The organism is Mesorhizobium sp. URHB0026, from assembly GCF_054059755.1.
On sequence record NZ_JBSSCN010000001.1, the window covers coordinates 2,794,919 to 2,820,658 of the forward strand.

Consider the following 25,740-nt stretch of genomic DNA (forward strand, 5'->3'; position numbering starts at 1 on the left):
CTTAGAACAGGGATCCCTGATTGCCGGGTTCCTTTGCCTTTGCCGACGGTCTGGCCACGGGCTTTGGCCGCGCCGCGCCACTGGTTGCCACCGCATCCGCCGTGCCATCGGCGAACTCCAGCGACAGCGCCATCCCCGACGCCACGTCGGCGGCCTGCTTGATGACCGCGCCGTCGGTATCCTTCACCAGCGCGAAGCCGCGCGCCAGGACGGCCTTGTGCGAAAGCGTCGCCATCAGCCGGTCGGCCTGGACGATGCGGCCGCGCAACCGCTCCAGCCTGACCAGCATCGCCTGGCCGCCGCGTCTCGTCAAAGCCGTCAGAAGGTCCCTCTGCACACGTTGGCGCCGGGCTGTCGGCTCGATGGTGATTCGACCCTGGAGCAAAGCCAATTGCTGCCTGTGCCGCCGCAGCGATGCCTTGGCGCATTTTGGCAACTGATCCGCGGCACGATTGAGCTCCGCGCGCCGGCTTCTGGCCAGAGTGCGCAGCGCCCCTTGCGCCCGCAAAAGGTTACGGTCGTTGGCGCGCCGCGCCTCGGCAATCCGCTGCGACAGCATTGCCGGCGTCAGTTTTACAGCGAAGAATCGCGCCCGCTTGCGCTCGGTGGAAACCATCAGGCCACGACCGAGCCTCGATGTCGCCTCGTCTAGGCGCCGGCGCGGCAGCGCCAGCAATTGGTCGGGCGAGGGCAGCGCACGCGCCGCCGCACGGGTTGCCTGCCGCTTGCGTTCGAAATTGCGCAAGACGGCGGCCTTGAGCCGCGCGCCGAGGCTGGCCAGCGTCGCTTCGAGGTCAGCCTTCACCGGCACGGCGATTTCGGCCGCGCCCGTCGGTGTCGGCGCCCGCACATCCGCGACAAGGTCGATCAGCGTCCAGTCGGTTTCGTGGCCGACAGCCGAAATCACCGGAATGCCCGAGGCGGCGACCGCGCGGGCGAGTGCCTCGTCGTTGAAGCCCCATAGATCTTCCAGGCTGCCGCCGCCGCGCGCCACGATCAGCAGATCGGGGCGCTGAATGGGGCTGTCCCATGCCAGCGCGTTGAAACCGGTGACGGCATTAGTCACTTCCGCACTCGCCGTGTCACCTTGAACCCGCACGGGCCAGACCAGCACATGCAGCGGAAAGCGGTCCTTGATGCGGTGGATGATGTCGCGGATGACCGAGCCGGTCGGCGAGGTGACCACGCCGATGACGCGTGGCATGAACGGCAGCCGGCGTTTGCGCACCGCATCGAAAAGCCCCTCCGCCTGCAGCCGGCGTTTGCGCTCCTCCAGCAGCGCCATTAGCGCCCCGGCGCCGGCCGGCTCGAGATTGTCGATGACGATCTGGTAGTTGGACTTGCCGGGATAGGTGGTGAGCTTGCCGGTGGCGATCACCTCCATCCCTTCCTCGGGACGGAATTTCAGCCGGCTCATCGTGCCTTTCCAGACCACGGCGTCGAGCCGCGCACGGTCGTCCTTCAGCGCGAAATAAGCATGGCCGGAGGAATGCGGCCCACGATAGCCTGAGATTTCGCCGCGCACCCGCACATTGCCGAAGACGTCCTCGACCGTGCGCTTTAGCGCGCCTGATATTTCGCTCACCGTGTATTCGGTGGCGTTGGTGCGTGATTCGGATGCTGCTTCGCTCATCGGTCGATTGGGGGCCGGTTGGACGCCGACGTCAAGGCGGCCGTGTCAGGCCCGATATTCATGACCCGGTTTTTACCAGCCCGGCAGGATCTGGTTCGGCTTGCTCCGCTTCATCTTGGCAAAGGCGAGCGCCGCGAAATCGAACGTCCCGGTCTCCTCGCCAAGCGGCACGGAAATGTTGTCCAGACTTTCGGAGATGTGGCGGGCAAGCGCATCGACGATCTCCGGCCGCGAGGTCTGGCCGCGCATGATGCCGATGCGGCAGTCGGGCAGGGCGCCGAAGCCGTCGGCCTCGCCCAGAACCCGCATGCCGGGCCTGAGCGCGCATTCCGGCAGCACCGAGATCGCCAGCCCCGAAAGCACGGCGGCGGTGATCACGGTCGCCGAGAAGCTGGTGAACAGGATGCGGTAGTCGCGGTTCTGCAGGTCCAATACGTCCACCGCGGCGCGCCGCCAGATGCAGTTTGGCCGGCCGAAGGCCATCGGCAGCGTCTCCTGTTCATGTGTCGCATGGTTGGCCGAGGAGACCCAGAGCAGCGGTTCACGCCGCACCACCTCCGACTGGCCGCGCACATCATTGTGCGTCACCAGCGCCAGATCGAGATTGCCGCGCTTGATGTGCTCGACCAGCCCCGGCGTCGGTTCGCAGATGACGGTCAGTTCGACGCGCGGATTGGAGCGCGTGAACCGTGCCATGATCTCGGGCAGGAAACGGTCCGCATAATCGTCAGGCGTGCCGATGCGGATCGTGCCTTCGAGCCGTTGGTCGTCGAAGGCGGCGAGCGTTTCGCGGTTGAGATAGAGCAGCCGCCTTGCGTAGGAGAGCAGTTTGTCGCCTTCCTCCGTCAGCCTGTTCGAGCGCCCCTCCTTCTCGAACAACGGCTTGCCGATCCGCTCTTCCAGACGGCGCATCTGCATCGACACCGCCGACTGGGTGCGGTGCACTTCTTCCGCCGCGCGGGTGAAGCTGCCGGTATCGGCAATCGAGATGAAGGTCTGCAATTGATCGAGATCGAGCGGCGCTTTCATCGGTTCAATCCATCACTGCTGTTGATACTAAAGATTAGAAACATTCGTTGGATTAATCAATCGGTCGATGGCAAATTGGCATTGTCCAAATGAAAGCCATGCATGTAGCCCAAAAGTGGACACCGGTTTTGGGACGACGACATGCATCTCTAAAATTGTATTTGAGACCGGAACGGTCGCTGTCGCCAGCGCCGATCGTCGGGTTTCGTCCGTTCGAGTCTGAAGGAGACCGACATGACCACGATCGATTTCGCCACCGAGACCTCGCGCATCACCTCGCGTCCGGCCGTTGCAACGCGCGTGGCAAACATTGTCTCCAATGCCTACCGCGCCTGGAAAAACCGCCGCGCCTTCTACCGCCTTGGCGAGATGTCGGACGCAGAACTCGCCGATATCGGCCTGACGCGCGCCGACCTGCATGTTGCAATCGACGTGCCGTTTGGCCGTGACCCGACAGCAATCCTGCGTGAGATCGCCAGCGATCGCGTGGAAACCATCGAGGAAATCGCCCGCAAGGTGGCCTGATTGGTTCAGCTTCGGTTCCGTTGAATCCTTTCACGGTGCAGCGCGACCAAGGTTCTGCAGGCTCCCCACTCCCTGCCGGTTCCCCGCCGGCCTGCCTGCACGCTGCCCGGTCCTCCCAAGGACCGGGCTTTTCCTTTAGGTTTGCCGAAGGCCGGGCGACTACCGCCGGTCCATGTCCCGCTTGAACTGGTCGAAGATCGTTTCCACGCCCTTCTGGTATTCGTCGCGCTGCTGGGCCCCGGTCTGGAACATCTTGCCGAAAATGTCGTCGAACGGGTTCCTTGGCCGTCCGCTCGGATTGGCTTGGGGCTGTGGTGCCTGGCGCTGCTGCGGCTGCGCTTGAGGTTCCGGCGCCGGCTGCCCGCCGGGCATCCCGAGGCCGCCGCCACCGCCTTGCCGCAGCATCTCCTCGAAGATTTTCCCCAGCGGGTTGTCGCCGTAGGGGCTCTGTGTCGGCTGAGGCTCGGGCCGACTTTGTGGTTGCTGCGGCGCGGCGCCACCGAACATGTCCTGCAGCACCTTGCCGAGCGGATTGTCGCCATAGGGGTTGGGTGCCGGCCGCGGCTGGCTTTGCGGCCGCGGCGAGCCGCCGCCGAACATGTCCTGCAAGACCTTGCCGAACGGGTTGTCCATGGGGTTGTGGGGCGCCGGGCGCTGTTGCGGCGCCGGTGCCTGCATGCCGCCTTGCCGCATCATCTGCTCGATTATTTCGCCCAGTGGATTGTTGCCGACGCCACCAAGGCCAGCCGCTGCCTGCATCTGGTTTGTCGTCTGCTTGAACAGTCCGCCCATCACCATCGAGGCGATCGCGGGCAGCATCTGCTGAAGGATCTGCTGGCTGACGCCGCTCGCCTGCGCCGCCTGGCTGGCCACGGCGCGCGACAGGTCTTTCGAACCGAACAGATGTCCCAGAATGCCGTTGCCCTCATCGACGCCTTGCGGCGAGAAGGCGCGCGTGGCGTCCTCGAAATACTTGGCGTGCTGGCCGCTTGCCATCGCCGTCATGAAGGCGCCGAGCCCATAGGGATCGGCGGTGTTGCGTTGCAACCCTTGTGAAAAAGCTGGCAGCAGTGCGGCGACCGCCGCCTGCGTCTGCTGCAGCGAAAGCCCGTATTGCTGGGCAAGCGCCTGCATGCCGTTGCCGTTCTGGGCCTGCGCCAGCATGTCGAACAAGGTAGGCATAGGCTTCTCCTCCGGGAAATCCTCGAACGAGAGCCTAATTCGTTTCAACGCCCGATTGAAGCTACTTTTGCCGCCGGCCATGGCTCGCGGTTAATAGGCATACTCCATGAACACCGGCTCTATCGAGCCGCCCCAGCGCGTGTGGTAGGCCGACAGCATCTCCTCCGCACTGGTTGTGCCGCGCGCCACGACCTCGTCGAGTGTGTTGAGGAACGAGGTTTCGTCGTAGCCGTCACGGTTCTTCTTGCCGCGGTTCTTCAACCCCGTGCGCGAAATGGCCATGACATCGCGGGCGACCTCGCGCAACGTCGTGTTGCGGAAGGGTGCGGCAATGCCGAGCTCCGGCACGGCGTTGCGCATGGCCAGCACTTCCTTGTAGGTCCAGCTCGACGTCAACGCCTCGGCCGCGTCGAGTGCCGCCTCGTCGTAGAGCAGCCCGACCCAAAAGGCCGGCAGCGCGCAGATGCGCCGCCAGGGACCGCCATCGGCGCCGCGCATTTCAAGGAAACGCTTGAGCCGCACGTCCGGGAACAGCGTCGACAGATGGTTCGCCCAGTCGCCCATCGTCGGCAGCCCGTCCGGCACTTCATTGCGCGCGGCCCCGGCCATGAACTGGCGGAAGGTGATATGCGTCATGTCATGATAACGGCCATCGCGAATGACGAAATACATCGGCACGTCGAGTGCCCATTCGACATAGTCGGCGAAACCAAAATCGGGCGAGAAGCAGAATTCGAGCAGGCCCGAGCGCTGGTTGTCGGTGTCGCGCCAGATGTCGCCGCGCCAGCTCTGCAGCCCGTTCGGCCGGCTGTCGGTGAAGGGCGAGTTGGCAAACAGTGCGGTCGACAGCGGCTGCAGCTTCAGCGACACCTGCATCTTGCGGCGCATGTCGGCCTCGCTCTCGAAGTCGAGGTTCACCTGGATCGTGCAGGTGCGGTACATCATGTCGAGGCCCTTGGTGCCGACCTTGGGCATGTAGCGCGTCATGATCTCATAGCGCGACTTCGGCATTTTCGGGGTCTCGGCCAGCGACCATTTCGGGCTCCCGCCAAGGCCGAGGAAGCGGATGCCCATCGGCTCGGCGATCTCGCGCACCTGCGCCAGATGGGCGTTGCCCTCGCGGCAGGTCTGGTGGATCGTCTCCAAGGGCGCGCCGGAAAGCTCGAACTGGCCGCCTGGCTCGAGCGAAATTGCCCCCTGGCCCGTCGGTTCGACCAAGCCGATGATGCGGCCGTCATCCATGATCGGATCCCAGCCAAGCTTGGTCTGCATGCCTTCAAGGATGGCGCGGATGCCGCGCTCACCACCATAGGGGACCGGTGCGTTGCCATCGACATAGAAGGGGAATTTCTCGTGCTCGGTGCCGATGCGCCATTTTTCGCGCGGCTTGTTGCCTTCGGCCAGGTGTTCGACAAGCTCGTCTATGCCTTCGATGGGCCGGAAATCGGTTGTGTCGCGCGCCATTCTCAAGCCCTCAAAGGCGGTTGAACCACCGCCGGCGCTAAATGGACGAAATGTCAGTAGCCGATCAAGCGAAAAATCCTGAGCCACAGGTCAAGAGGAATTGAAGGCCACGCCCTGCAAGCACCTCTTGCAAGAGGCGGAGCACTACCAGTCGCCAATTGTTGCCTGCATAACCGCAAGCGCTGCCACGGCCGCCGTGTCGGCACGCAGGATACGCGGCCCGAGCGGAATGGCGGTCACGAAGGGGAGCGCGCGCAGCATCTTACGCTCCTCGTCGGAAAAGCCGCCCTCGGGCCCGACCAGTAGGGCGAGCTTCTTCTCCTTCACCGTCTGCAAGGCAGGCAGTGGGTTGTTGGTCGAGGCGTCCTCGTCGCAGAAGATCAACCGGCGTTCCTTGTCCCAGCCGGTCAGCAGGCGCTCGAATTTTTCCGCCTCGCGAACGTCCGGCACCGCGAGGATGCCGCATTGTTCGGCGGCCTCGACGACATTGGCGCGCAGGCGATCGATCGACGGCTTGGCCACCTGGGTATGCTGGGTGATGACCGGCTGCAGGACGCCGGCGCCCATCTCGACCGCCTTCTGCACGAGATAATCCAGCCGGCCCTGCTTCAGCGGTGCGAAGCAATAGATCAGGTCAGGCAAAGGCGGCTGCGGCCTTTGCAGCCCCAGTACTTTCAGCCGCACCGACCGCTTCGATTTCGCTGATATCGCGGCCGACCACTCGCCGTCGCGGCCGTTGAAGACAAGGATCTCGGCGCCTTCGGCGAGCCGCAGCACATGCAGGAGATAATGGCTCTGCTGCTGGCCGGGTTCGAATTCGATGTCCGGTCCGAGGTCGTCGGGCACGAACAGACGTTGCATCTTGTAGTTGGCGCGCATGGCCGAGGAATGGGCGAGGCGGCCGCCGGCGTCAAGCCTTGGCGGAAGGATGCCACAAAGGCTGAAAACCACGACGCAGGATGGCAACCGTCGTTTCCGGGGTCAACAGCACCAGCGTCTCGTCCTCGAACCGATCCAGGCTGGTTGGCGGGCCGTATCCGGCAAAAGACCATGGCAACGCCTTGCCCTGGGACAAGGCGTAGGTCCCGCCGCCGGTTGCGATCATCGCGCCGTCGGGCAGGCGGGCAAGCGCGCCCATCGCGACGGCAGGCCGTTTGCCGCCCGACGCCAACCGCTCCTTGTGCAGCCGTTGGTCCACCTGCGGCGCGCGCGGCTCGGCCATGACGAAGGCTTGGCCGAAGCGGCTGACAAAATCCCTGGCTCGTTCGCGCTGGCAAAAGAAGCAGGGACGATGCCCGGCGGCGAGCGCCGTCACCTCGTCGAGGAAGAACAATTCGGTCCAGCCGGCCTTGCCGCCGGCCCGGTTGCGGCCCATCGGCTCGCGCCGCGCATTGCGGAATTGGCACATGCAGATGATCCAGGCCTGAAGCGCCCAGCGCTTTTTCAGGAGCGTCTTTGTCTCGGGGTCGTGGATGATGCCGCGATTGCCAGTGAACAGGCCGCGCTCCGGCACGGCATGAATGGCGCCGAACGGATCGACCCGGTTCTGCAGTGGCATGGTTTTCTCCTGGGACACGCATCTTGGCTGCAATACTGGCGACATGATATCGCTGGTTCCTCGTTTTCATGTCAGCAGGGTGTGCCATGCGGGTGCTGGTGGTCCAGAACTTCGACAATACCGGTCTTGGCCAGGTTGGCGCGGCGCTCGCGGAAGCGGGTGCCGATCTCGACGTGCGCCTTCCCTACAAGGGTGACGCGCTGCCAGGGGACGCAACCGGCCATGATGCCATGGTGGTGCTCGGCGGTGGCCAGAATGCGCTGGACGACGAAGAATATCCCTATTTCCCGGCGCTGTTGGAACTGACCCGCGATTTTGCCGGCAAGGACCGCGCGGTGCTCGGCATCTGTCTCGGCGGTCAACTCGTCGCCCGTGCTTTTGGCGGCGTGAACCGCATCGGCGGTGCCAATGAATTCGGCTGGCGCGGCGTGTCGTTGACCCCGGACGCCAAGGCCGACCCGGTGCTGTCTGCACTGCCGGAAACGTTCCCGATCTTCCAGTGGCATGACGATACATTCGAGCTGCCGGATGACGCCGTGCGGCTCGCCGGCAACGATGTCGCCGAAAACCAGGCGTTTCGGGTCGGCCGCGCCGTTTACGGCTTCCAGTTCCATTTCGAGGCCGACCGACCGCTGGTGAAGGACTGGAGTTCCTCCTTCGCGCCGACCATTGCCGCGCTCCATCCCGACTGGGCCGGCGAGCTCGAGAGCGAAATGGCTCGCAACGGCCCTGACGCCGATGCTGCCGGCCTCGCCATCGCCCGTGCCTGGGTGGCGACGATCTAAGCATTCGCTTCCGCGTCCTACCGCGTGACATAATTGGCACGGGGGCCGGAATCCGTCTGGGGAAAACCCTTTCATCCTTGGCTTGTGTCCGCACGCTATCCTAGAAGGCGCGCGCTATATCGGCTGTGCAACGGGGATGAACCTTTTGTGTGACCCGTGCGACACACCATCGATACAGAACACGCCTAGAAGCGCGAAATCGTCGAAACTTTGAAGCGATTTTTCCGTTTCAACGCATTGGTAACCGCCTCGTGCACAGATGCAGAAAGCTCAACAAGAGATGACCTCCGTGAAAGCAGCTCTTCTGTCCTTTGCCATGCTGTCCGCCATCGTGCTTTGCGGCCTTGGCATCTATGCCGCCGATGCAGCCAACAACCACAATGCGGTCGACGGCTACGGCGTCACCGCCTCCCTACGCTAAAGCCCAGGCATCCCTCGCGCCAGGATCCCTCGCGCCAGTATTCCTCGCGCCAGGATCGCTCGCGCTCTGGGGCGCCGGGTCTCAAGGTTCCTTTATCGACATTTCGAGGATGCGTTTGTGCGGGCCGTCCACGACGAGCGCGGTAAGCATGCCTGACTGCCAGGCAAGCGTGTCGACATTGACGCGGTTGGCCATCACTTCCGCCTCGGGAACCGGCGTGTGGCCATGCACCACGATCTTCGGAAGGAGAGCGGTGTGATCGTGGAAGACGTCACGGATCCAGATCAGGTCCTGCGGATTCTGTTTCTCCAACACAATGCCTGGCCTTATGCCGGCATGGCAGAAGAAGAAGTCGCCTGACGTCACCGAGAACGGCAGCGACCGCAGGAAGTCGATATGGCTTCGCGGCACGGCCGCGAGCAGGGCTTGATGGCCCTTGCGCGTGGCTGACTCGGCCTTGCCGAACCAAATGCCGCTGCCGTTGTTGATCGTCACCCCATAGGATTGCGCGGTCTGGATGCCGCCAAAACGGATGAAGAGCCCTTCGGGGTCGGGTGTCTGGAGAAAGTCGAGAAAACCAATGTCGTGATTGCCGGCCAGCATCAGGTTTCGCTGATCGCGTTGGCGTGCCTCGATCAGGAAGTCGATGACGCCCTTGGAGTCCGGTCCTCGGTCGACATAGTCGCCGAGATGGATGATGCGCCAGTCCGCGACTAGGTCCCTGGCGATCTCGGCCTCGATCTGTCCGTGCATGGCGGCCAGCAGGTCGAGCCGGCCATGCACGTCGCCGATCGCGTAGAGACGCACGCCGTCCGGCCCGCGTGCGTCGAGGAAATGGATGCCGGGTTCCGCCAAGGTTCTGGTCTCTCCGCGATCAGATGTCACGGACTTAGCGCCGAAGCTGATCCCTGCCCATGTCGGTGACCAGACGCTTTCCGCACAGCGCCAGCGTAATGTCCATCTCCTTGCGGATGATTTCCAGCGCCTTGGTAACCCCTTCCTTGCCGAGCGCGCCCAGGCCGTAAAGAAATGGCCGGCCGATATAGGTGCCCTTGGCGCCCAGGCAGAGTGCTTTCAACACATCCTGGCCGGAGCGGATGCCGCCGTCCATATGCACTTCTATTCTGTCGCCGACCGCATCGGCGATCTCTTCCAGCGCCATGATGGAGGACGATGCACCGTCGAGCTGGCGCCCGCCATGATTGGAAACGATGATGGCATCGGCGCCGGTGTTGGCCGCCAGCAGCGCGTCCTCCTTGTCGAGGATGCCCTTGAGGATCAGTTTGCCACCCCAGCGCTCCTTGATCCAGGCGACGTCCTTCCACGACAGGTGCGGATCGAACTGCTCGGTCGTCCAGGACGACAACGAAGCCACGTCGCCGACGCCCTTAGCATGGCCGACGATGTTGCGGAAGGTACGGCGCTTCGTGCCAGCCATGCCCATCCACCAGCCAGGCCGCACAGCGATGTTGGCGATGTTGGCGAGCGTCATCTTGGGCGGCGCCGAAAGCCCGTTGCGGACATCCTTGTGGCGCTGGCCGAGGACCTGCAGGTCGAGCGTCAGCACCAGCGCCGAGCACTTCGCCGCCTTCGCCCGGTCGATCAAATTGAGGACGAAGTCCTTGTCGCGCAGCACATAGAGCTGGAACCAGAACGGTTTCTTCGTCACCGAGGCGACATCCTCGATCGAGCAGATGCTCATTGTCGAAAGCGTGAACGGCACGCCGAATTCCTCTGCCGCCTGCGCTGCCAGCATCTCGCCGTCGGCGTGCTGCATGCCGGTCAGGCCTGTCGGCGCCAGCGCCACCGGCATCGACACTTTCTGGCCGATCATGGTCGATTCCAGCGAGCGGTTGCTCATGTCGACCAGCACGCGCTGGCGGAATTTGATCTTCTGGAAGTCTTCCTCGTTTGCCCGGTAGGTGCTCTCGGTCCAGGCGCCGGAGTCGGCATAGTCGAAGAACATCTTGGGCACGCGACGGCGCGCGAGATCCTTGAGGTCTGCGATGGTCAGAATGTCGCTCATGATGGTCCCCGCTTGATCGAATTGATTAGGAGCGGCTGCGCGCTGGTTCGCTGCCGCCGGTTTCCGAGCGCTGCCTTAGCCTCAGCCGCGACACGCGTTGCCAGTCGCCGCTGCGCTCGGCTTCCGCCATCGAGCGCTCGACATAGGTCATGTGGTCCATCGCCGCCTGGCGGGCGGCGGCCGGATCACCAGCCCTGACCGCGGTGTGAATCGCCCGGTGCTGCGCCAGCAGCGCCTCTCGCGCGCCCGGCACGGTGAACACCAGCAGCCGGTTCTGGAACACGCCTTCCGATAAGAGGCGGTAGCAGGAGCGCAGCGTGTGCAAGAGCAGGATGTTGTGCGCGCATTCGCAGATCGCATGGTGGAATTCTACGTCGATTTCTGCCTCGTCGTCGAAGTCGCCGGTGCGATGCGCCTCATCCATGCGCGCCATGATGCGGTCGAGCAGGGCAAGGTCTTCGGGTGTGGCGCGCCGCGCCGCGTATTCGGCGGCTATGCCCTCGACCTCGCGGCGATACTCCAAATAGTCCGTCACCGCCTTGCGATGCGTCGAGATCAGATCCGCCACCGGCTTGGTAAACAACTGGCCGATAATGTCGGCGACATGCGTGCCGCCGCCGGCCTTGGTCGTCAGCAACCCACGTCCTTCGAGCGCCTTCAGCGCATCGCGCAGGATGGGCCGCGATACATCGAACTGGCGCGCCAGTTCGCGCTCGCCCGGCAGCCGGTCGCCGGTGCGCAGCACGCCTTCGAGGATGAGGCTTTCGATCTGCTGCACGACTTCGTCGGCGGTGCGCGAATGCTCGATCCTGGAGAAAATATCGCTCAAAGGCAGCGCCTGGGGAACGGAATGAATGTCGCGCAGATTAAAGCGTCTGTCGCCAACTGGTCAAATTATTTATCCAATTCGTCTGGTTCGGTCGATTTTCGCATCGCGCCGGCATATCGCCTCGCGCTAAACTTTGCTGTTTACGTGCCTTGTCGATTGCCGCAAGACGGCACCATTGCACGAAGGGTCGAAACCAGGGGGACCAGACGTGTCGGACGAGACGTCCAATCTTGAATTCCAGCCGCGCAGCCAAGGCAGCGTCCTGGGTTTTCCGGCGCATGAAGGCCGGCCCGGCGCGCTCGGCGAGGTTCATGCCCGTCCGCATCCGCTCGTCGAGAAGCCGCGCGTCCTCGTCCAACTCTCCTTCATGACCGAGGGAGGCTCCGCGGTCGACCATGCCGTGCTTTCGGAACTGTCGCGCCGCCTCGGCATCGCGGCCCCCGAGCGTCATGCCCGCCACCACGCCATGAAATGGGGCAAGGGCACGCTGCGCTGGGAGCGGCATACGGAGTTCTCGACCTATCTCTGGGAAGGGCCGCTGGCCGAGAATGGCCGGGGGCAAGAGGATTCGCCGTTCGGCAATGGCTTTTCGCCGCCGGGAACCGTCATCTCGGGCATCCGGCTCGAGATCCGCAAGTGGACGCAGGCGAACGAGAGGCTGATCGCCGGCTTCGACCCGACCAGCCTCTGTCACTCGCTCGTCGAGCGCGGCAGCGCGGCTATTGTCACCGACTTCCGCCAAGACGGCGATGGCATGACCCGCATGCTGGTCCTCGATCGGGGTCTGACCCCGGCCAGCACCGGCGCGCTGTCGCAGCGGCTGATCGACATCGAGACCTACCGCACGCTTGCCATGCTCGGTTTGCCGCTGGCGCTCACCTTGTCCAGCCGCGCCCGCCGCATCGAGGACCGCTTGGCACAGACGACCCTGGAAATGAAGGTGGCCGAGACCCGCGACAGCCAGACGCTGCTCGCCGACCTGACGGAGCTTGCCGCCGAACTGGAGGCTGATGCCGCTTCCAGCCTTTACCGCTTCGGCGCCAGTCGCGCCTATGACGGCATCGTTACTGAAAGGCTCGAGGCACTGGATGAGGAGCCAGTGCAGGGCTACGACACCTGGGCGGGCTTTCTGCTGCGGCGCATGGCGCCAGCCATGCGCACCTGCCGCTCGGTCGAGGAGCGCCAGGCCAACCTGTCGCGAAAGCTGACCCGTGCCACCACGCTGTTGCGCACCTGGGTCGATGTCGAGGTCGAGAAGCAGAACCGCGACCTGCTCGCCTCGATGAACAACCGCGCCCGGCTGCAACTGCGCCTGCAGCAGACCGTCGAAGGGCTCTCGGTCGCCGCCGTCTCCTACTATGTGGTGGGCCTCATCGGCTATGTCGCCAAGGGCGCGTCGGTCTTTGGCCACGCCTTCGCGCCGGAGGTCGTTACCGCCGCATCGGTGCCGGTCGCCATCCTGCTCGTCTGGTGGGGCGTGCGCAGGGTCCGACAGATGCATTCCGAGCCGGCGAAGCATCCGGCCGAATAGACCGCGCCAAGCTTCGAAGCGCGATAGATGTGCAGCGGCAGATTGCCGCTGCGGAAGCCTTGCTTGCATCCGCCCCCGGATGCCATCAAAGCAAGGTTTGCAACAAATGTCGCTAGCTGGTAAATCATTTTTACCAGTTGAGTGGAGGAAGCGCCGATGTCCGGCCTTGCCATGCCCAAGCCAAACGCCGAGACTCTGCGCCGGCGAAGCGAAATCGTCGCCGACATGCGCATCATTGTGCCGGGCGAGGGCGTGGTCGACGCGGCCAATGAAATGCGGGCCTTCGAAAGTGATGGCCTGACCGCCTACCGGCAAGTGCCGCTGGTGGTGGTCCTGCCCGAGACGGTGGCGCAGGTTTCCCGTCTGCTGAGATACTGCAACGACCGCAACATCCGCGTCGTGCCGCGGGGATCCGGCACCTCGCTGTCGGGCGGCGCGCTGCCGCTGGAAGACGCGGTTCTGCTCGTCATGAGCCGGTTCAATCGCATCCTCAAGATCGATTTTCCCAACCGCATCGTTGTCGCCCAGCCCGGCGTCACCAATCTCGGCATCACGTCAGCCGTCGAGCAGGAGGGCTTTTACTACGCCCCCGATCCATCCTCCCAGATCGCCTGCTCGATCGGCGGCAACGTCGCGGAGAATTCCGGCGGCGTGCACTGCCTGAAATACGGCCTCACCGCCAACAATGTGCTTGGCATCGAGATGGTGCTGATGAGCGGCGAGGTGGTGCGGCTCGGCGGCGGCCACCTCGATGCGGAAGGCTATGACCTGCTCGGCGTCATGACCGGTTCGGAAGGTCTGCTGGGCGTCGTCACCGAGGTCACCGTGCGCATCCTGAAAAAGCCGGAGACGGCGCGGGCGCTGCTGATCGGCTTTCCGACCAGCGAGCAGGGCGGCCAGTGCGTTGCCGACATCATCGGCGCCGGCATCATCCCGGGCGGCATGGAAATGATGGACCGGCCGGCGATCCATGCCGCGGAAGATTTCGTCCATGCCGGTTATCCCCTCGATGTCGAGGCGCTGCTGATCGTCGAACTCGACGGGCCGGGCGTCGAGGTCGATCATGTCATTACGGCGGTCGAGGCGATCGCCATTCGCAACGGCTCGACCACCTGCCGCATCTCGCAGTCCGAGCAGGAGCGGCTGAGTTTTTGGGCCGGCCGCAAGGCGGCCTTCCCCGCCGTGGGCCGCATCTCGCCCGACTACTACTGCATGGACGGCACGATCCCACGCAAGGAGTTGCCGCGCGTGCTGGCCGGCATGCGCCAGCTGTCGCAAAAATATGGGCTCGGAGTCGCCAATGTCTTTCACGCCGGCGACGGCAATCTGCATCCCCTGATTCTTTATGACGCCAACGTGCCTGGTGAACTCGACAAAGCCGAAAGCTTTGGCGCTGACATTCTGAGGCTTTGTGTCAAGGTCGGTGGCGTGCTCACCGGCGAACATGGCGTCGGGGTCGAGAAGCGCGACCTGATGCCGGAAATGTTCACCCAGGTCGATCTCGACCAGCAAATGCGCGTCAAGTGCGCCTTCGATCCCAACCATCTGCTCAATCCCGGAAAGGTGTTCCCGCAACTGCGCCGCTGCGCCGAACTGGGGCGCATGCATGTGCATCGCGGGCTGGTGGCGTTTCCCGACATTCCGAGGTTTTGAGCTGATTGGGCCTCGGAACCAGGTGCGACTATGACCATCTTCACCCCCGCCACCTCAGCCGAAGTCCTCTCCACCGTTGCCTGGGCGGCGGCGGAGGAGACGTCGCTCGAAATTCTCGGCCACGGCTCCAAGCGCGGCATCGGCCATCCGTTGCAGACCGAGCACACGCTCGACCTGTCGAAACTCTCGGGCGTGACCCTCTATGAACCCGCGGAATTGGTGCTGTCGGCCAAGTCAGGCACGCCGCTGGCCGAGATCGAAAGGCTGCTGGTTGAAAACGGCCAGCAACTCGCCTTCGAGCCGATGGACTACGGCCCGCTGCTCGGCGGCGAGCCGGGCAAAGGTACCATCGGCGGCGTGCTCGGCGCCAACCTGTCCGGTCCGCGCCGGCTGAAGGCGGGCGCCGCGCGCGATCATATCCTTGGCATCAATGTCGTCTCCGGCCGGGGCGAAACCTTCAAATCGGGCGGCCGCGTGGTCAAGAATGTCACCGGCTACGACATGTCGAAGCTGATGGCCAACAGCTGGGGCACGCTATCCGTCTTTACCGACGTCACTTTCAAGGTGCTGCCTGCGGCCGAGACCGAAGTCACGCTCGCTGTCCGTGGCCTGCTCGATGATGGAGCCTGCGCCGCCATGGCCTTGGCCCTTGGTTCCAGCGCGGAAGTGTCGAGCGCTGCCCATCTGCCGGAGCGCATCGCCGCCCGCGTTGCCGGCGGGATGCTCGGCAGTGAAGCCGCCACGCTGCTGCGCGTCGAGGGCTTTGGCCCCTCCGTTGCCTATCGCATCACCGCGCTGAAGACCCTGCTCGGCAAGGCCGGGCCGCTGGAGGAGATTTCCGGTGAGACCTCCAAGGCAATCTGGCGCGACGTGCGCGATATCAGGCCCTTCGTTGATGGCAGCGAGAAGCCGGTCTGGCGGGTCTCGATGACGCCCGCCCGCGGGCACCTGATGGTTCTGACTCTACGCATGCAGGCCGCCGTCAGTGCCTTCTACGACTGGCAGGGCGGGTTGGTGTGGCTGCGCATGGAGGAGGGTGATCCCGAAGCCACCCTGCTTCGCGGACTGTTGCGGGAACATGGCGGCGGCCACGCGACGTTGGTGCGCGCCGCCCCCGCCCATCGTTCCGCCCTGCCGGTGTTCGAGCCGCAGGCGCCGGCGCTTGCAGCGCTCAGCCATCGCCTGAAACAGGAATTCGACCCGAAGAACATCCTCAATCCCGGCCGCATGGCCTAGGACATCAGAGATGCAGACCAATTTTTCGCCCGCCCAGCTTGCCGACCCTGACGTCGCCGAGTCCGAAAAGATCCTGCGCAAATGCGTGCATTGCGGTTTCTGCACCGCCACCTGCCCAACTTACGTAACGCTTGGCAACGAGCTCGATTCACCGCGCGGGCGCATCTACCTGATCAAGGACATGCTGGAAAACGGCCGTCCCGCCGACAAGGAAATCGTCACCCATATCGACCGCTGCCTGTCCTGCCTGGCCTGCATGACCACCTGTCCTTCGGGCGTCAACTACATGCATCTGGTCGACCATGCGCGGGCCCATATCCAGGAAACTTACAAGCGGCCGCTGCTCGACCGGCTGACCCGCGCCATGCTGGCCTTCGTGCTGCCCTATCCCCAGCGCTTCCGCGCCGCGCTCAAGCTTGCGAGGCTGGGCAAGCCGTTTATCGGCCTGTTCGAAAAAGCCCCGGCGCTGAAGCCGCTCGCCGCGATGCTCAAGCTCGCGCCTGCATCGATCCCCGCGGCCTCGCCGATGGCCTTGCCGGGTGTCCATGCCGGGCCGGGGGCGAAAAAGGGCCGCGTCGCCATCCTGACCGGCTGCGCGCAATCGGTGCTCGACCCCGCCATCAACGACACCACCATCTCGCTGCTGACACGGCTCGGTGTCGAGGTTGTGGTGCCGCCGGGCGAGGGCTGCTGCGGCGCGCTGGTCCATCACATGGGGCGGGAGGAAGCCGCCCTTGCCTCGGCTAGGCGGAATGTCGATGCCTGGACGCGTTCCATTGAGCGGGGCGGGCTCGACGCCATCGTCATCACCGCATCGGGCTGCGGCACGACGATCAAGGACTACGGCTTCATGCTGCGGCTCGATCCGGCCTATGCCGACAAGGCCGCGCGCGTGTCGGCGCTGGCCAAGGACATCACCGAATATCTGGCAAGTCTCGAGCTCCCTGAACCGGTGCGCAAGCCGGGCACGGTGGTCGCGTATCATTCGGCCTGCTCGATGCAGCACGGCCAGAAGATCACCCGCGAGCCGAAGGAGCTGCTCGCCAAGGCCGGTTTCATTGTGCGCGAGCCGCGCGAAGGCCATCTCTGCTGCGGCTCGGCCGGCACCTACAATATCCTGCAATCCGAGATTTCGGCTAGGCTGCGCGATCGTAAGGTGAAAAATATCGAGGCGACTGGCGCTTCGATCGTCGCCACCGGCAATATCGGCTGCATCACGCAGATCGCATCCGCCGCCAGCATGCCGGTGGTGCACACGATCAAACTGCTCGACTGGGCCTATGGCGGGCCGAGGCCGGATGGCATTTTGGATGAGAGCCTGGTCGCGGCGGAGTAGGCCGGGCGCTACTCCGCAGCTAGCCTGTCCGCCACACCGTATGTCGCCTGATAGAGCGCGCGCTGGCGGCTGAGCGCGACCATGGTATTTCGCAGCAGGATCGCCACCGTCAGCGGACCGACGCCTCCCGGCACCGGCGTGATCCACGAGGCCACTTCCTTGACGCTGTCGGTGTCGACGTCGCCGACGATGCGGCTCGTGCCGTCCGCTCCGATCTCCGAATTGATGCCGATGTCGATGACGGCGGCACCTGGCTTGACCATATCGGCCTTGATCAGCCGCGGCTTGCCGACGGCGACGAACAGCGCGTCCGCGCGCCGCGCATGGGCGGCGACCGACCGTGTCATATGATGGCAGACCGTCACCGTCGCGCCCTCGCTCATCAGCAGGAAGGCGATCGGCTTGCCGACGATTTCCGAATGGCCGACGATGACCACTTCCAGCCCCTTGAGATTGAGGCCGGTTTCCTTGAGCAGTTCGACCGAGGCGGCCGCCGTGCAAGGCGCTAGATCGAGCTGGTTGTAGACGATGTTGCCGATGGAGGCCGGATGCATCCCCTCGACGTCCTTCAGCGGATGCACGGCCGCCTGCAGCATCTTGATCGGGATATGCGCGGGAACCGGCCGCTGGATGATGATGCCGGTGACACGCGGATCGGCATTCAGCCCATGGATGGCTGCTTCGAGTTCACCTGAGGTGATTGTGGCGGGAAAGCGCCGTTCCTCGAAATCGATGCCGGCAAGTTGAGCCTTGGCACGCTGGTTGCGCACATAGACCTCGACGGCGTCGGTATCGCCGACGGTGATCGAGATCAGTTTGGGCGGAAAGCCCTCGGCCTTGGCAATGGTCGCGTCCTCGCGCACGGCGGCGATGATGCGCTGGGCAACGGGGCCGCCCCTGAGATAACGGCTGTCGTCGGACAGGGACATGGTTCGAACCTTTGGTGGGAAATTGTGCACTGCGATAGCAGAGCATGGCCCGGAAATCAGCCCTGAAAACGAAACACCGTGCCTCCGGGGCGACCTGTCGCACCGTGAACGAAAAGGGCAGCCCGGTTACCCGTGCTGCCCTCTCGTGACTGGCCGTATCCCCACACGGCCCGTCCCCCGCTAAGTCGTTGCCAGTCTAAGCACGTCTTGCAAAACTGCGCTATGGCTTGAGGGCAACAGTGCGCCAAAACCTGCTCAGTACTGCTTAACCGGCTGATTCGATGCCACTATATCACCTCGACGGTGGTTCCGACATTGACCCGCTCGTAAAGGTCGACCACGTCCTCGTTGCGCATCCGGATGCAACCCGATGATACAGCGCCGCCGATCGTCCAGGGCTGGTTGGTGCCATGAATTCGGTACTCGGTCGTGCCGAGATAGAGCGCGCGCGCGCCGAGCGGGTTTTCCATGCCGCCGGCCAGATAGGTCGGCAGGTAGCGGCCCTTGGCCGCTTCGCGCTTGATCATCTCGGCCGGCGGACGCCAGTCCGGCCAGACGCGCTTGTTGGTGATCTTGTGCGTGCCCGACCATTCGAAGCCGGGCTTGCCGGTGCCGACGCCGTAGCGCCGCGCCTTGCCGTTTTTCTCGACTAGGTAGAGGAAATTCTGCGTGGTATCGATGACGATGGTGCCCGGCTTCTGGGCGCCGTCATAGGCGACTTCCTGCGGCAGGTAGACGGGGTTGATCTGCCGGCGCATGACCATGCGTTTGGCCGGCGCCTGCACGGCGGCCGTCTGTACGCTGTCGGGCTGTGCCGGCTGCAGGGTGCGTTGGCGCGGCTGCTGCACGGCCTGTCGGTTCTGCCGCACGATTCCCGGTGCATGGCCGAGCTGCAGCACCCAAGGCGCGGAAAGGTCGGGGCTCACCATCACCGGTGGCCTGTCGGCATAACGGTCATTGGCGGTTGAGGGCGTGACGCCGGCGGCAAACACAGCCACGGCGCCGAGCAAGGGAAACAGAATTCTCTTCATCGGGAAGGCACCTTGATCGTCTAATACGCCGGGCAAGAACACTCCCGGCTTGCGCGATCATTGGCGGCGAGCAGCAACCGAAACATGAATCGGAATGCGTAAAATGCCGTTCTGCCAGTAAACTCTTTGGGTGTGGTTACCGCCCGGTTCAGGAATCTGGTAAAGCCACGGTAAAGACAGCGCGCAAGCGCGTTAACGGATGGACTTCTTGGATGAGCAATGAAAACACCGGCCTGCTTGCCGGTCCTGACGGTGTCGTCCGGTGCTTCTGGCATGGCAATCTGCCCGATTACCTGCATTATCATGACCATGAATGGGGCCGGCCAGTGGCCGACGACCGCAGGCTGTTCGAGAAGATCTGCTTGGAAGGGTTTCAGTCGGGTCTGTCGTGGCTGACCATTTTGCGGAAGCGGGAGAATTTTCGCGAGGCCTTCGCTGGCTTCGACTTCGACAAGGTCGCCGCCTTCAACGAACGGGATGTCGAGCGCCTGCTCGGCAACGCCGGCATTATCCGCCATCGCGGCAAGATCGTCTCGACCATCAACAACGCCAAACGCGCCCGCGAGATGGTGGATGAGTTCGGCTCGCTGGCCGCCTGGTTCTGGAAGTTCGAACCCGGCAAGGAGGAGCGGCCCAAGAACGTCGACCTCGCCCATCTGCGCGCCAACCCGACCACCGCGGTCTCGGTGCGCATATCGAAGGAGCTGAAGAAGCGCGGCTGGAGCTTCGTTGGCCCGACCACGGTCTACGCCTTCATGCAGGCGATGGGCCTCGTCAACGATCACCTCGAAGGCTGCGTCTGCCGCAAGGGGGTCGAGAAGGAACGGAAGGCTTTCCAGCGGCCGAAATAGCCGCGGACGGCTCAGGTGCCGTTGGCGCTGGCGAGGAACAGCCCGGCGACGATTGCCGCCACCGTGGCGACCGTCGGATAGATCACCAGCAGACCGGTCACCAAGGTGTCGCGCAGGGAAGGCTCGTTGCTGGTGCCTGCCGGCACATCGAACGGCCCGGCTGCCTGGCCATCTATCTTCGGTGCATGGGTGCCCGCCGGGCGCAGGCGCGTCGGCACTTCGCCGGCCTCGCTGTGGGCATCAAATTCCGTTGCGCTGGTCATGTCCCGAACCCCTTCGTTTCGGTGCGCTATATCGGCCGCGATTGTGTCGGCACGATGCCGCGCTCGTGGCCGCATTGTTTCATTTGTGGTGCGGTTTTGTTTCAAAGGGGTTCGACTGTTGCCGCGCTCGTCGGAGATGGCGCCGGGTGCCGACCCTTGCTGCTCCGGGCCTCTTCGGTTAGGACACGCCCGTTGCGAAAATCGCAACATCGTTGACCTCTAGACACTCCACGAAAACACCGAGCGAAATCCCATGGCCGACAAATCGGAAAAGACGAAAGCGCGGCTGCCGCGCGGGTTTGCCGACCGTAGCGCCGAGGATATCCGCGCCGTCGAGAAGATGATGGCGACGATCCGCTCGGTTTATGAGCTCTATGGCTTCGAACCGGCCGACCAGCCGCTGATCGAATATACCGATGCGTTGGGCAAATTCCTGCCCGATCAGGACCGGCCGAACGAAGGCGTATTCTCTTTCCAGGACGACGACGACCAATGGCTGTCGCTGCGCTACGACCTGACCGCGCCGACCGCGCGCTTCGTCGCCGAGAATTTCGAACGCCTGCCAAAACCCTACCGCAGCTACCGTTCCGGCTGGGTGTTCCGCAACGAAAAGCCCGGGCCCGGCCGCTTCCGCCAGTTCATGCAGTTCGACGCCGACACGATCGGTACGCCGGGCGTCGCGGCCGACGCCGAGATGGCGATGATGATGGCCGACGTGATGGAAGCGCTCGGCATCAAGCGCGGCGACTACGTCATCCGCGTCAACAACCGCAAGGTGCTGGACGGTGTGCTCGAGGCGATCGGTCTTGGCGGCGAGGAAAATGCCGGACGAAGGCTGACGGTGCTGCGCGCCATCGACAAGCTCGACAAGCTCGGTCCGAACGGCGTCCGGCTTCTGCTTGGCCCGGGGCGTTGGGACGGCGGCAAGGAAGGCGAGGGCGACTTCGCCAAGGGCGCCGGGCTGAATGACACCCAAGCGCAGGCTGTTCTTATGGCGACAGCGCGAAATGTGCAGGCGGGCCAGGATGCCAGCGTCAGCGGGAACGCGGTCTACCAGGGGGGCGTTGGCGAACTCGCGACCATCGAAGCGCTGGTCAGGGCTGCCGGATATGCCGAGGACCGCATCGCCATGGATCGTTCAGTCGTGCGCGGCCTCGAATATTATACCGGCCCAGTCTTCGAGGCCGAGCTTCTGGCCGAAATCCCCAACGAGGACGGCCAGTTCGTGCGGTTCGGCTCGGTCGGCGGCGGCGGCCGCTATGACGGTCTGGTCTCGCGCTTCCGTGGCGAACCGGTGCCGGCGACCGGTTTTTCCATCGGCGTCAGCAGGCTGATGACGGCGCTGAAAAATCTCGGCAAGCTCGACAGCGCCGACGTGATCGCGCCGGTTGTCGTGCTGGTCATGGACAAGGACACCGAAAGCCTCGGCCGCTACCAGAAGATGGTTGGCGAATTGCGCGCCGCCGGCATTCGCTCCGAAATGTATCTCGGAGGCGCCGGCATGAAGGCGCAGCTCAAATATGCCGACCGGCGCGGTTGTCCCATCGCCGTCATTCAGGGCGGCGACGAGCGGGCCAAGGGCGAATTGCAGATCAAGGACCTGATCGAAGGTGCGCGCATGTCGGCGGAGATCACCGATAATGCGGAATGGCGTGCCTCGCGCCCGGCGCAGGTGACGGTGGCGGAAGGCGAACTGGTCGCCGAGGTGAAGAAGATTTTGGCTGCGCAGGCTGCCGATCGTGTGAAGGGTGGCGCGTCGCGCCCATCCAGTCCATGACCACCCGCTACCCCGCAATATCAGCCGACATCATCACCCTCTTCGCCGCGCGCGACACGCATGCGGTGGAAGTCGCGGTGCTGCAGCCGGCCGATCCCTTCCTCGACATGGCCGGCGAGGATCTGCGCCGCCGCATTTTCCTGACCGAAAGCGAAACCGGGCAGACGCTCTGCCTGCGGCCCGAATTCACCATCCCCGTCTGCCTCGACCACATAGCCAGCCAAGCCGGCACGCCGCGCCGCTATTCCTATCTGGGCGAGGTGTTTCGCCAGCGCCGCGAGGGCGGCAATGAGTTCTTCCAGGCCGGCATCGAGGATCTCGGCGACCGCGACACGGCCGAAGCCGATGCACGCTCGGTCGCCGACGCCCATGCGTTGCTGTCGCTAGTGCTGCCTGGCCAGTCGCTGGCGGTCACGCTTGGCGACCAGGCTATTTTCGAGGCCGTGCTGGCGGCGCTCGGCCTGCCGCGCGGCTGGCGCATGCGGCTGGCCCGCGCCTTCGGCTCGGCGCCTATGCTGGAGGCAGCACTCGCCGATCTCGCCAACCCGCCGCGCAACAGCCAGCTCTCCGGGCCGGTCGCGGCGCTTGTCCTCGATGGCGATCTGGAGCGTCTTTCCCAGCATATTGCCGGCGGCATGGAGGAAGCCGGCTTGTCGGAATCGGCCGGGCGCGCGCCGTCGGATATCGCGCGGCGGCTGATCGAGAAGGCCGAGTTGCGCAGCGTGCGGCTGTCGAACGAGGCTTTCGCGGCGCTGAAAGGTTTTCTGGCGATCGACGTGCCGCTCGATGGCGCGGCCCAGGTGTTGGAAACCTTCGCGACCGGCGCCGGACTTTCGCTGGGTGCGGCGCTGGAAAAATTCTCGGCCCGCGCCAAGGCGATGGAGGCGCATGGCTTGCCTTCCGAAAAAATCCGCTACGACGCCGCTTTCGGCCGTCCGCTCGACTACTACACCGGTGTCGTCTTCGAAATCGCGGCCGCCAACGGCGAGCGCGCCCTGGCCGGTGGCGGGCGCTACGACCGGTTGCTGACGCTGCTCGGCGCCAAGACCGCGATCCCCGGCGTCGGCTTTTCGGTGTGGCTCGACCGCATCGAGGCGTTGCGGGGGGTGGCATCATGATCACGCTCGCCGTTCCCTCGAAGGGTAGGCTCAAGGAGCAGGCGCTGGAGGTGTTGGCCAAGGCCGGCCTCGCCGTCAGCCTGCCCGGCGACGAGCGAAAGTATCACGCCCGCGTCGAGGGCCTGGACAATGTCGAAGTGCTCTTCCTGTCGGCCTCCGAAATATCGGGCGAAATAGGCCAGGGCGCGGTCGATCTCGGCATCACCGGCGAGGACCTGGTGCGGGAAAGTCTCGCCGACTGGGAAGCGCGGGCCGAGATCGTCGCCCGCCTCGGCTTCGGCCATGCCGATGTCGTGGTCGCGGTGCCCGAGATCTGGCTCGATGTCGACACCATGGCCGATCTCGACGATGTCGCCGCCGACTTCCGGCAGCGCCATGGCCGCAGGCTGCGGATTGCGACCAAATATTGGCGGCTGACGCAGCAGTTCTTCTCCCAAAAGCACGGTATTCAGGTCTATCGCATCGTCGAGAGCCTCGGCGCCACGGAGGGCGCGCCGGCGGCCGGCCTTGCCGACGTCATCGTCGACATCACCAGCACGGGCTCGACGCTGCGCGCCAACCATCTCAAGGTGCTGGGCGACGGCGTGGTCCTGAAATCGCAGGCCTGTCTGGTCGCGTCAAGGAAGATACGTGCAGCTGCCGACGACGGCGTTTTGCGCGACATCGTCGCGAAAATGGCGGCAGCGGTCGCATAGCGATCCTCAGGGAAGGGGCTCCAGGACCATCGATGGGATTTCCAGCATCCCGGCAGGCTGATAGGTTCGGCCAGTCTTCGGAGGAGCCAGCGATGCCGGTCAATCTCGACGAACTCAAGAATGCCACCAATCTGCGCGGACGCGGCGCGCGCGCCGGCAGCGTTTTTATTGCACCGGTCGATGGCAGGGCGCATGTCTCGGGCGATCGCAAAGTGCCGTTGCTCGACAAGACCATTCCTGAGCATTTCTCCGACACCGTCAGCAAATACGGCACGCTCGATGCCGCTGTGTTCGTGGGCCAGGACAAGCGCTTCACGTGGAGCGAATTGTCGGACACGGTGGATGCGCTGGCCGCCGGCTTCTTGGCGCTCGGCCTCCAGAAGAGTGACCGGATCGGCATCTGGGCGCCCAACCGCTGGGAATGGCTGGTGACGCAGTTCGCCACCGCCCGCATTGGCCTGATCCTGGTCAACATCAATCCGGCCTACCGGCTGACCGAGCTGGAATATGCCCTGAACAAGGTTGGCTGCAAGGCACTGGTGACGGCGGCGAGCTTCAAGACATCGGACTATCTCGGCATGATCGAGACTCTGGCGCCGGAGATCGCCACGGCGACACCCGGCAAGCTGAAGGCCGTGAAATTGCCGGCGCTCAGGATCGTCATCCGTATGGGCGAAGAGAACTCGCCAGGCATGTTCAATTTCGGCGACGTGCTGGCCATGGCCGGTCGCGACGAGCATGATAGCCTCGACCGCATCTCGGAAGGGCTGAAGCCGGGCGATGCAATCAACATCCAGTTCACCTCAGGCACGACAGGCGCACCCAAGGGCGCGACGCTCACCCATCTCAACATCGTCAACAACGGCAATTTCGTCACCTCGGCCATCAAGCTCACTGTTGACGACCGGCTCTGCATCCCGGTGCCGCTCTATCACTGCTTCGGCATGTCGATGGGCACGATGGGCTGTGTGTCGAAGGGTGCGACCATGGTTTTCCCCTGCGAGGGGTTCGATTCGGGCCTGACGCTGAAGGCGATCGCGCGGGAGCGCTGCACCGGCCTCTACGGCGTGCCGACCATGTTCGTCGGCATGCTCGACCATCCGGATTTCCCGACCTTCGATCTCTCCAGCCTACGCACGGGCATCATGGCCGGTTCGCCATGCCCTGTCGAGGTGATGAAGAAGGTGGTGTCGCTCATGCACATGGCTGAAGTGACCATCGCCTACGGCATGACCGAGACCAGTCCGGTCTCGTTCCAGAGCAGCACCGACGATCCGCTGGAAAAGCGTGTCTCGACTGTCGGGCGCATCCACCCGCATGTCGAGGTCAAGGCGATCGACGCCGGCGGCGCCACCGTTGCGGTCGGCGCGCCGGGCGAGCTTTGTACGCGCGGCTATTCGGTGATGAAGGGCTATTGGGACGACGACGAAAAGACCCGCGAGGCGATCGATAGCGATGGCTGGATGCACACCGGCGACCTCGCCACCATCGATGCCGAGGGCTATTGCAACATTGTCGGCCGCGTCAAGGACATGGTCATTCGCGGCGGTGAGAACGTCTATCCCAGAGAGGTCGAGGAATTCCTCTACCGCCATCCCAAGGTGCGGGAAGTGCAGGTCTTCGGCATCCCGGACGCCAAATATGGGGAGGAGCTGTGCGCCTGGATCGTCTTGAAGCCGAGCCAGATCGCCACCGAGCAGGAGATCAAGGCCTTCTGCGCAGGCCAGATCGCCCATTACAAGGTCCCGCGCCACATTCGCTTCCGCACGGAATTGCCGATGACGGTGACCGGCAAACCGCAGAAATTCCTGATGCGTCAGGCGATGGTCGAGGAACTCGGGCTGGTGGCGCAGAAGACGGCGTGAGGC

Annotated in this window: 24 protein-coding genes; 12 read left to right on the forward strand and 12 right to left on the reverse strand. The window is 64.2% G+C overall.

Going from position 1 to position 25,740, the window contains the following annotated elements; all coding sequences use genetic code 11:
- Position 1: 1 nt before the first annotated feature.
- Both xseA and ACVWWD_RS13700 read right to left on the reverse strand, forming a co-directional pair.
- The gene (gene xseA, locus ACVWWD_RS13695; protein WP_023771373.1) at positions 2 to 1,633 is read right to left on the reverse strand and encodes an exodeoxyribonuclease VII large subunit; all 1,632 of its coding nucleotides are present in this window, start codon (positions 1,631 to 1,633) and stop codon (positions 2 to 4) included.
- A 72-nt stretch (positions 1,634 to 1,705) separates the two neighbouring features.
- Positions 1,706 to 2,662: a LysR substrate-binding domain-containing protein gene (locus tag ACVWWD_RS13700; protein ID WP_023782447.1), complete on the reverse strand. Its 957-nt coding sequence runs from the start codon at positions 2,660 to 2,662 to the stop codon at positions 1,706 to 1,708.
- 234 nt (positions 2,663 to 2,896) lie between these two features.
- On the opposite strand from ACVWWD_RS13700, the gene ACVWWD_RS13705 reads away from it, so the two are divergent.
- Positions 2,897 to 3,187 (forward strand): DUF1127 domain-containing protein, encoded by a 291-nt coding sequence (locus ACVWWD_RS13705; RefSeq protein ID WP_023771371.1) that lies wholly within the window; start codon positions 2,897 to 2,899, stop codon positions 3,185 to 3,187.
- 159 nt (positions 3,188 to 3,346) lie between these two features.
- Here ACVWWD_RS13705 and ACVWWD_RS13710 read toward each other — a convergent pair whose 3' ends face one another.
- The 4 genes from ACVWWD_RS13710 to ACVWWD_RS13725 all read right to left on the reverse strand — a co-directional run bounded on the left by ACVWWD_RS13710 (position 3,347) and on the right by ACVWWD_RS13725 (position 7,391).
- Entirely contained in the window at positions 3,347 to 4,369 is a 1,023-nt protein-coding gene (locus ACVWWD_RS13710) for a DUF937 domain-containing protein (protein ID WP_023782446.1), read from the reverse strand.
- Between the two features lie 90 nt (positions 4,370 to 4,459).
- A complete protein-coding gene (locus ACVWWD_RS13715) occupies positions 4,460 to 5,833 on the reverse strand; it encodes a glutamate--cysteine ligase (RefSeq protein ID WP_023782445.1) in 1,374 nt (457 codons plus the stop codon).
- Between the two features lie 144 nt (positions 5,834 to 5,977).
- On the reverse strand, positions 5,978 to 6,712 hold the full coding sequence (locus ACVWWD_RS13720) for a 16S rRNA (uracil(1498)-N(3))-methyltransferase (protein ID WP_023771368.1): 735 nt from the start codon (positions 6,710 to 6,712) through the stop codon (positions 5,978 to 5,980).
- A 31-nt stretch (positions 6,713 to 6,743) separates the two neighbouring features.
- On the reverse strand, positions 6,744 to 7,391 hold the full coding sequence (locus ACVWWD_RS13725) for a hypothetical protein (protein WP_023794751.1): 648 nt from the start codon (positions 7,389 to 7,391) through the stop codon (positions 6,744 to 6,746).
- Positions 7,392 to 7,477: 86 nt separating this feature from the next.
- Here ACVWWD_RS13725 and ACVWWD_RS13730 point away from each other — a divergent pair, with 86 nt between their 5' ends.
- Positions 7,478 to 8,176, forward strand: a complete 699-nt coding sequence (locus ACVWWD_RS13730) for a type 1 glutamine amidotransferase (protein WP_352572675.1) — start codon at positions 7,478 to 7,480, stop codon at positions 8,174 to 8,176.
- Between the two features lie 289 nt (positions 8,177 to 8,465).
- The gene (locus ACVWWD_RS13735) at positions 8,466 to 8,597 is read left to right on the forward strand and encodes a hypothetical protein (RefSeq protein WP_013893872.1); all 132 of its coding nucleotides are present in this window, start codon (positions 8,466 to 8,468) and stop codon (positions 8,595 to 8,597) included.
- An 81-nt stretch (positions 8,598 to 8,678) separates the two neighbouring features.
- On the opposite strand, the gene ACVWWD_RS13740 is transcribed toward ACVWWD_RS13735, so the two are convergent.
- The 3 genes from ACVWWD_RS13740 to ACVWWD_RS13750 are packed head-to-tail and all read right to left on the reverse strand — an operon-like array spanning position 8,679 to position 11,452.
- Entirely contained in the window at positions 8,679 to 9,452 is a 774-nt protein-coding gene (locus ACVWWD_RS13740; protein ID WP_352547305.1) for a metallophosphoesterase, read from the reverse strand.
- A gap of 34 nt (positions 9,453 to 9,486) precedes the next feature.
- Positions 9,487 to 10,623: an alpha-hydroxy acid oxidase gene (locus ACVWWD_RS13745; RefSeq protein ID WP_023771364.1), complete on the reverse strand. Its 1,137-nt coding sequence runs from the start codon at positions 10,621 to 10,623 to the stop codon at positions 9,487 to 9,489.
- A gap of 25 nt (positions 10,624 to 10,648) precedes the next feature.
- Positions 10,649 to 11,452: an FCD domain-containing protein gene (locus ACVWWD_RS13750; RefSeq protein ID WP_015316499.1), complete on the reverse strand. Its 804-nt coding sequence runs from the start codon at positions 11,450 to 11,452 to the stop codon at positions 10,649 to 10,651.
- A gap of 208 nt (positions 11,453 to 11,660) precedes the next feature.
- Between ACVWWD_RS13750 and ACVWWD_RS13755 the strand changes: the two genes are divergently transcribed.
- The 4 genes from ACVWWD_RS13755 (at position 11,661) to glcF (ending at position 17,208) form a co-directional block, all read left to right on the forward strand.
- Positions 11,661 to 12,983, forward strand: coding sequence for a DUF3422 family protein (locus ACVWWD_RS13755; protein ID WP_023771362.1), 1,323 nt, complete (start codon positions 11,661 to 11,663; stop codon positions 12,981 to 12,983).
- Between the two features lie 156 nt (positions 12,984 to 13,139).
- Positions 13,140 to 14,636 (forward strand): FAD-linked oxidase C-terminal domain-containing protein, encoded by a 1,497-nt coding sequence (locus tag ACVWWD_RS13760; protein ID WP_352547302.1) that lies wholly within the window; start codon positions 13,140 to 13,142, stop codon positions 14,634 to 14,636.
- A 30-nt stretch (positions 14,637 to 14,666) separates the two neighbouring features.
- The gene (locus tag ACVWWD_RS13765; RefSeq protein WP_457103123.1) at positions 14,667 to 15,872 is read left to right on the forward strand and encodes an FAD-binding protein; all 1,206 of its coding nucleotides are present in this window, start codon (positions 14,667 to 14,669) and stop codon (positions 15,870 to 15,872) included.
- 10 nt (positions 15,873 to 15,882) lie between these two features.
- Positions 15,883 to 17,208, forward strand: a complete 1,326-nt coding sequence (gene glcF, locus ACVWWD_RS13770) for a glycolate oxidase subunit GlcF (protein ID WP_023782437.1) — start codon at positions 15,883 to 15,885, stop codon at positions 17,206 to 17,208.
- An 8-nt stretch (positions 17,209 to 17,216) separates the two neighbouring features.
- Here glcF and ACVWWD_RS13775 read toward each other — a convergent pair whose 3' ends face one another.
- Together ACVWWD_RS13775 and ACVWWD_RS13780 are read right to left on the reverse strand one after the other, a co-directional pair.
- Positions 17,217 to 18,137, reverse strand: coding sequence for a bifunctional 5,10-methylenetetrahydrofolate dehydrogenase/5,10-methenyltetrahydrofolate cyclohydrolase (locus tag ACVWWD_RS13775; RefSeq protein WP_457103124.1), 921 nt, complete (start codon positions 18,135 to 18,137; stop codon positions 17,217 to 17,219).
- A gap of 287 nt (positions 18,138 to 18,424) precedes the next feature.
- On the reverse strand, positions 18,425 to 19,168 hold the full coding sequence (locus ACVWWD_RS13780; RefSeq protein WP_023771357.1) for a L,D-transpeptidase: 744 nt from the start codon (positions 19,166 to 19,168) through the stop codon (positions 18,425 to 18,427).
- Between the two features lie 212 nt (positions 19,169 to 19,380).
- Between ACVWWD_RS13780 and ACVWWD_RS13785 the strand changes: the two genes are divergently transcribed.
- Positions 19,381 to 20,019, forward strand: a complete 639-nt coding sequence (locus ACVWWD_RS13785) for a DNA-3-methyladenine glycosylase I (protein ID WP_023771356.1) — start codon at positions 19,381 to 19,383, stop codon at positions 20,017 to 20,019.
- An 11-nt stretch (positions 20,020 to 20,030) separates the two neighbouring features.
- On the opposite strand, the gene ACVWWD_RS13790 is transcribed toward ACVWWD_RS13785, so the two are convergent.
- Positions 20,031 to 20,282 (reverse strand): hypothetical protein, encoded by a 252-nt coding sequence (locus tag ACVWWD_RS13790; RefSeq protein ID WP_023771355.1) that lies wholly within the window; start codon positions 20,280 to 20,282, stop codon positions 20,031 to 20,033.
- Between the two features lie 253 nt (positions 20,283 to 20,535).
- Between ACVWWD_RS13790 and hisS the strand changes: the two genes are divergently transcribed.
- The 4 genes from hisS (at position 20,536) to ACVWWD_RS13810 (ending at position 25,737) form a co-directional block, all read left to right on the forward strand.
- Positions 20,536 to 22,059: a histidine--tRNA ligase gene (hisS, locus tag ACVWWD_RS13795; protein WP_352546765.1), complete on the forward strand. Its 1,524-nt coding sequence runs from the start codon at positions 20,536 to 20,538 to the stop codon at positions 22,057 to 22,059.
- On the forward strand, positions 22,056 to 23,177 hold the full coding sequence (locus ACVWWD_RS13800; protein WP_352546766.1) for an ATP phosphoribosyltransferase regulatory subunit: 1,122 nt from the start codon (positions 22,056 to 22,058) through the stop codon (positions 23,175 to 23,177). The genes hisS and ACVWWD_RS13800 overlap by 4 nt, the downstream gene beginning before the upstream one ends.
- Positions 23,174 to 23,872, forward strand: coding sequence for an ATP phosphoribosyltransferase (gene hisG / locus ACVWWD_RS13805; protein WP_352546767.1), 699 nt, complete (start codon positions 23,174 to 23,176; stop codon positions 23,870 to 23,872). Before ACVWWD_RS13800 ends, hisG begins: the two co-directional genes overlap by 4 nt.
- A 92-nt stretch (positions 23,873 to 23,964) precedes the next feature.
- The gene (locus ACVWWD_RS13810) at positions 23,965 to 25,737 is read left to right on the forward strand and encodes an AMP-binding protein (protein WP_352546768.1); all 1,773 of its coding nucleotides are present in this window, start codon (positions 23,965 to 23,967) and stop codon (positions 25,735 to 25,737) included.
- Positions 25,738 to 25,740 lie beyond the last annotated feature (3 nt).

Excerpts from the sequence above, each read along its gene's own strand:
- xseA (WP_023771373.1), bottom strand. The coding sequence starts at position 1,633 with ATGAGCGAAGCAGCATCCGAATCACGCACCAACGCCACCGAATACACG.
- ACVWWD_RS13700 (WP_023782447.1), bottom strand. The coding sequence starts at position 2,662 with ATGAAAGCGCCGCTCGATCTCGATCAATTGCAGACCTTCATCTCGATT.
- ACVWWD_RS13705 (WP_023771371.1), top strand. The coding sequence starts at position 2,897 with ATGACCACGATCGATTTCGCCACCGAGACCTCGCGCATCACCTCGCGT.
- ACVWWD_RS13710 (WP_023782446.1), bottom strand. The coding sequence starts at position 4,369 with ATGCCTACCTTGTTCGACATGCTGGCGCAGGCCCAGAACGGCAACGGC.
- ACVWWD_RS13715 (WP_023782445.1), bottom strand. The coding sequence starts at position 5,833 with ATGGCGCGCGACACAACCGATTTCCGGCCCATCGAAGGCATAGACGAG.
- ACVWWD_RS13720 (WP_023771368.1), bottom strand. The coding sequence starts at position 6,712 with ATGCGCGCCAACTACAAGATGCAACGTCTGTTCGTGCCCGACGACCTC.
- ACVWWD_RS13725 (WP_023794751.1), bottom strand. The coding sequence starts at position 7,391 with ATGCCACTGCAGAACCGGGTCGATCCGTTCGGCGCCATTCATGCCGTG.
- ACVWWD_RS13730 (WP_352572675.1), top strand. The coding sequence starts at position 7,478 with ATGCGGGTGCTGGTGGTCCAGAACTTCGACAATACCGGTCTTGGCCAG.
- ACVWWD_RS13745 (WP_023771364.1), bottom strand. The coding sequence starts at position 10,623 with ATGAGCGACATTCTGACCATCGCAGACCTCAAGGATCTCGCGCGCCGT.
- ACVWWD_RS13760 (WP_352547302.1), top strand. The coding sequence starts at position 13,140 with ATGTCCGGCCTTGCCATGCCCAAGCCAAACGCCGAGACTCTGCGCCGG.
- ACVWWD_RS13765 (WP_457103123.1), top strand. The coding sequence starts at position 14,667 with ATGACCATCTTCACCCCCGCCACCTCAGCCGAAGTCCTCTCCACCGTT.
- glcF (WP_023782437.1), top strand. The coding sequence starts at position 15,883 with ATGCAGACCAATTTTTCGCCCGCCCAGCTTGCCGACCCTGACGTCGCC.
- ACVWWD_RS13775 (WP_457103124.1), bottom strand. The coding sequence starts at position 18,137 with ATGTCCCTGTCCGACGACAGCCGTTATCTCAGGGGCGGCCCCGTTGCC.
- ACVWWD_RS13780 (WP_023771357.1), bottom strand. The coding sequence starts at position 19,168 with ATGAAGAGAATTCTGTTTCCCTTGCTCGGCGCCGTGGCTGTGTTTGCC.
- ACVWWD_RS13785 (WP_023771356.1), top strand. The coding sequence starts at position 19,381 with ATGAGCAATGAAAACACCGGCCTGCTTGCCGGTCCTGACGGTGTCGTC.
- ACVWWD_RS13790 (WP_023771355.1), bottom strand. The coding sequence starts at position 20,282 with ATGACCAGCGCAACGGAATTTGATGCCCACAGCGAGGCCGGCGAAGTG.
- hisS (WP_352546765.1), top strand. The coding sequence starts at position 20,536 with ATGGCCGACAAATCGGAAAAGACGAAAGCGCGGCTGCCGCGCGGGTTT.
- ACVWWD_RS13800 (WP_352546766.1), top strand. The coding sequence starts at position 22,056 with ATGACCACCCGCTACCCCGCAATATCAGCCGACATCATCACCCTCTTC.
- hisG (WP_352546767.1), top strand. The coding sequence starts at position 23,174 with ATGATCACGCTCGCCGTTCCCTCGAAGGGTAGGCTCAAGGAGCAGGCG.
- ACVWWD_RS13810 (WP_352546768.1), top strand. The coding sequence starts at position 23,965 with ATGCCGGTCAATCTCGACGAACTCAAGAATGCCACCAATCTGCGCGGA.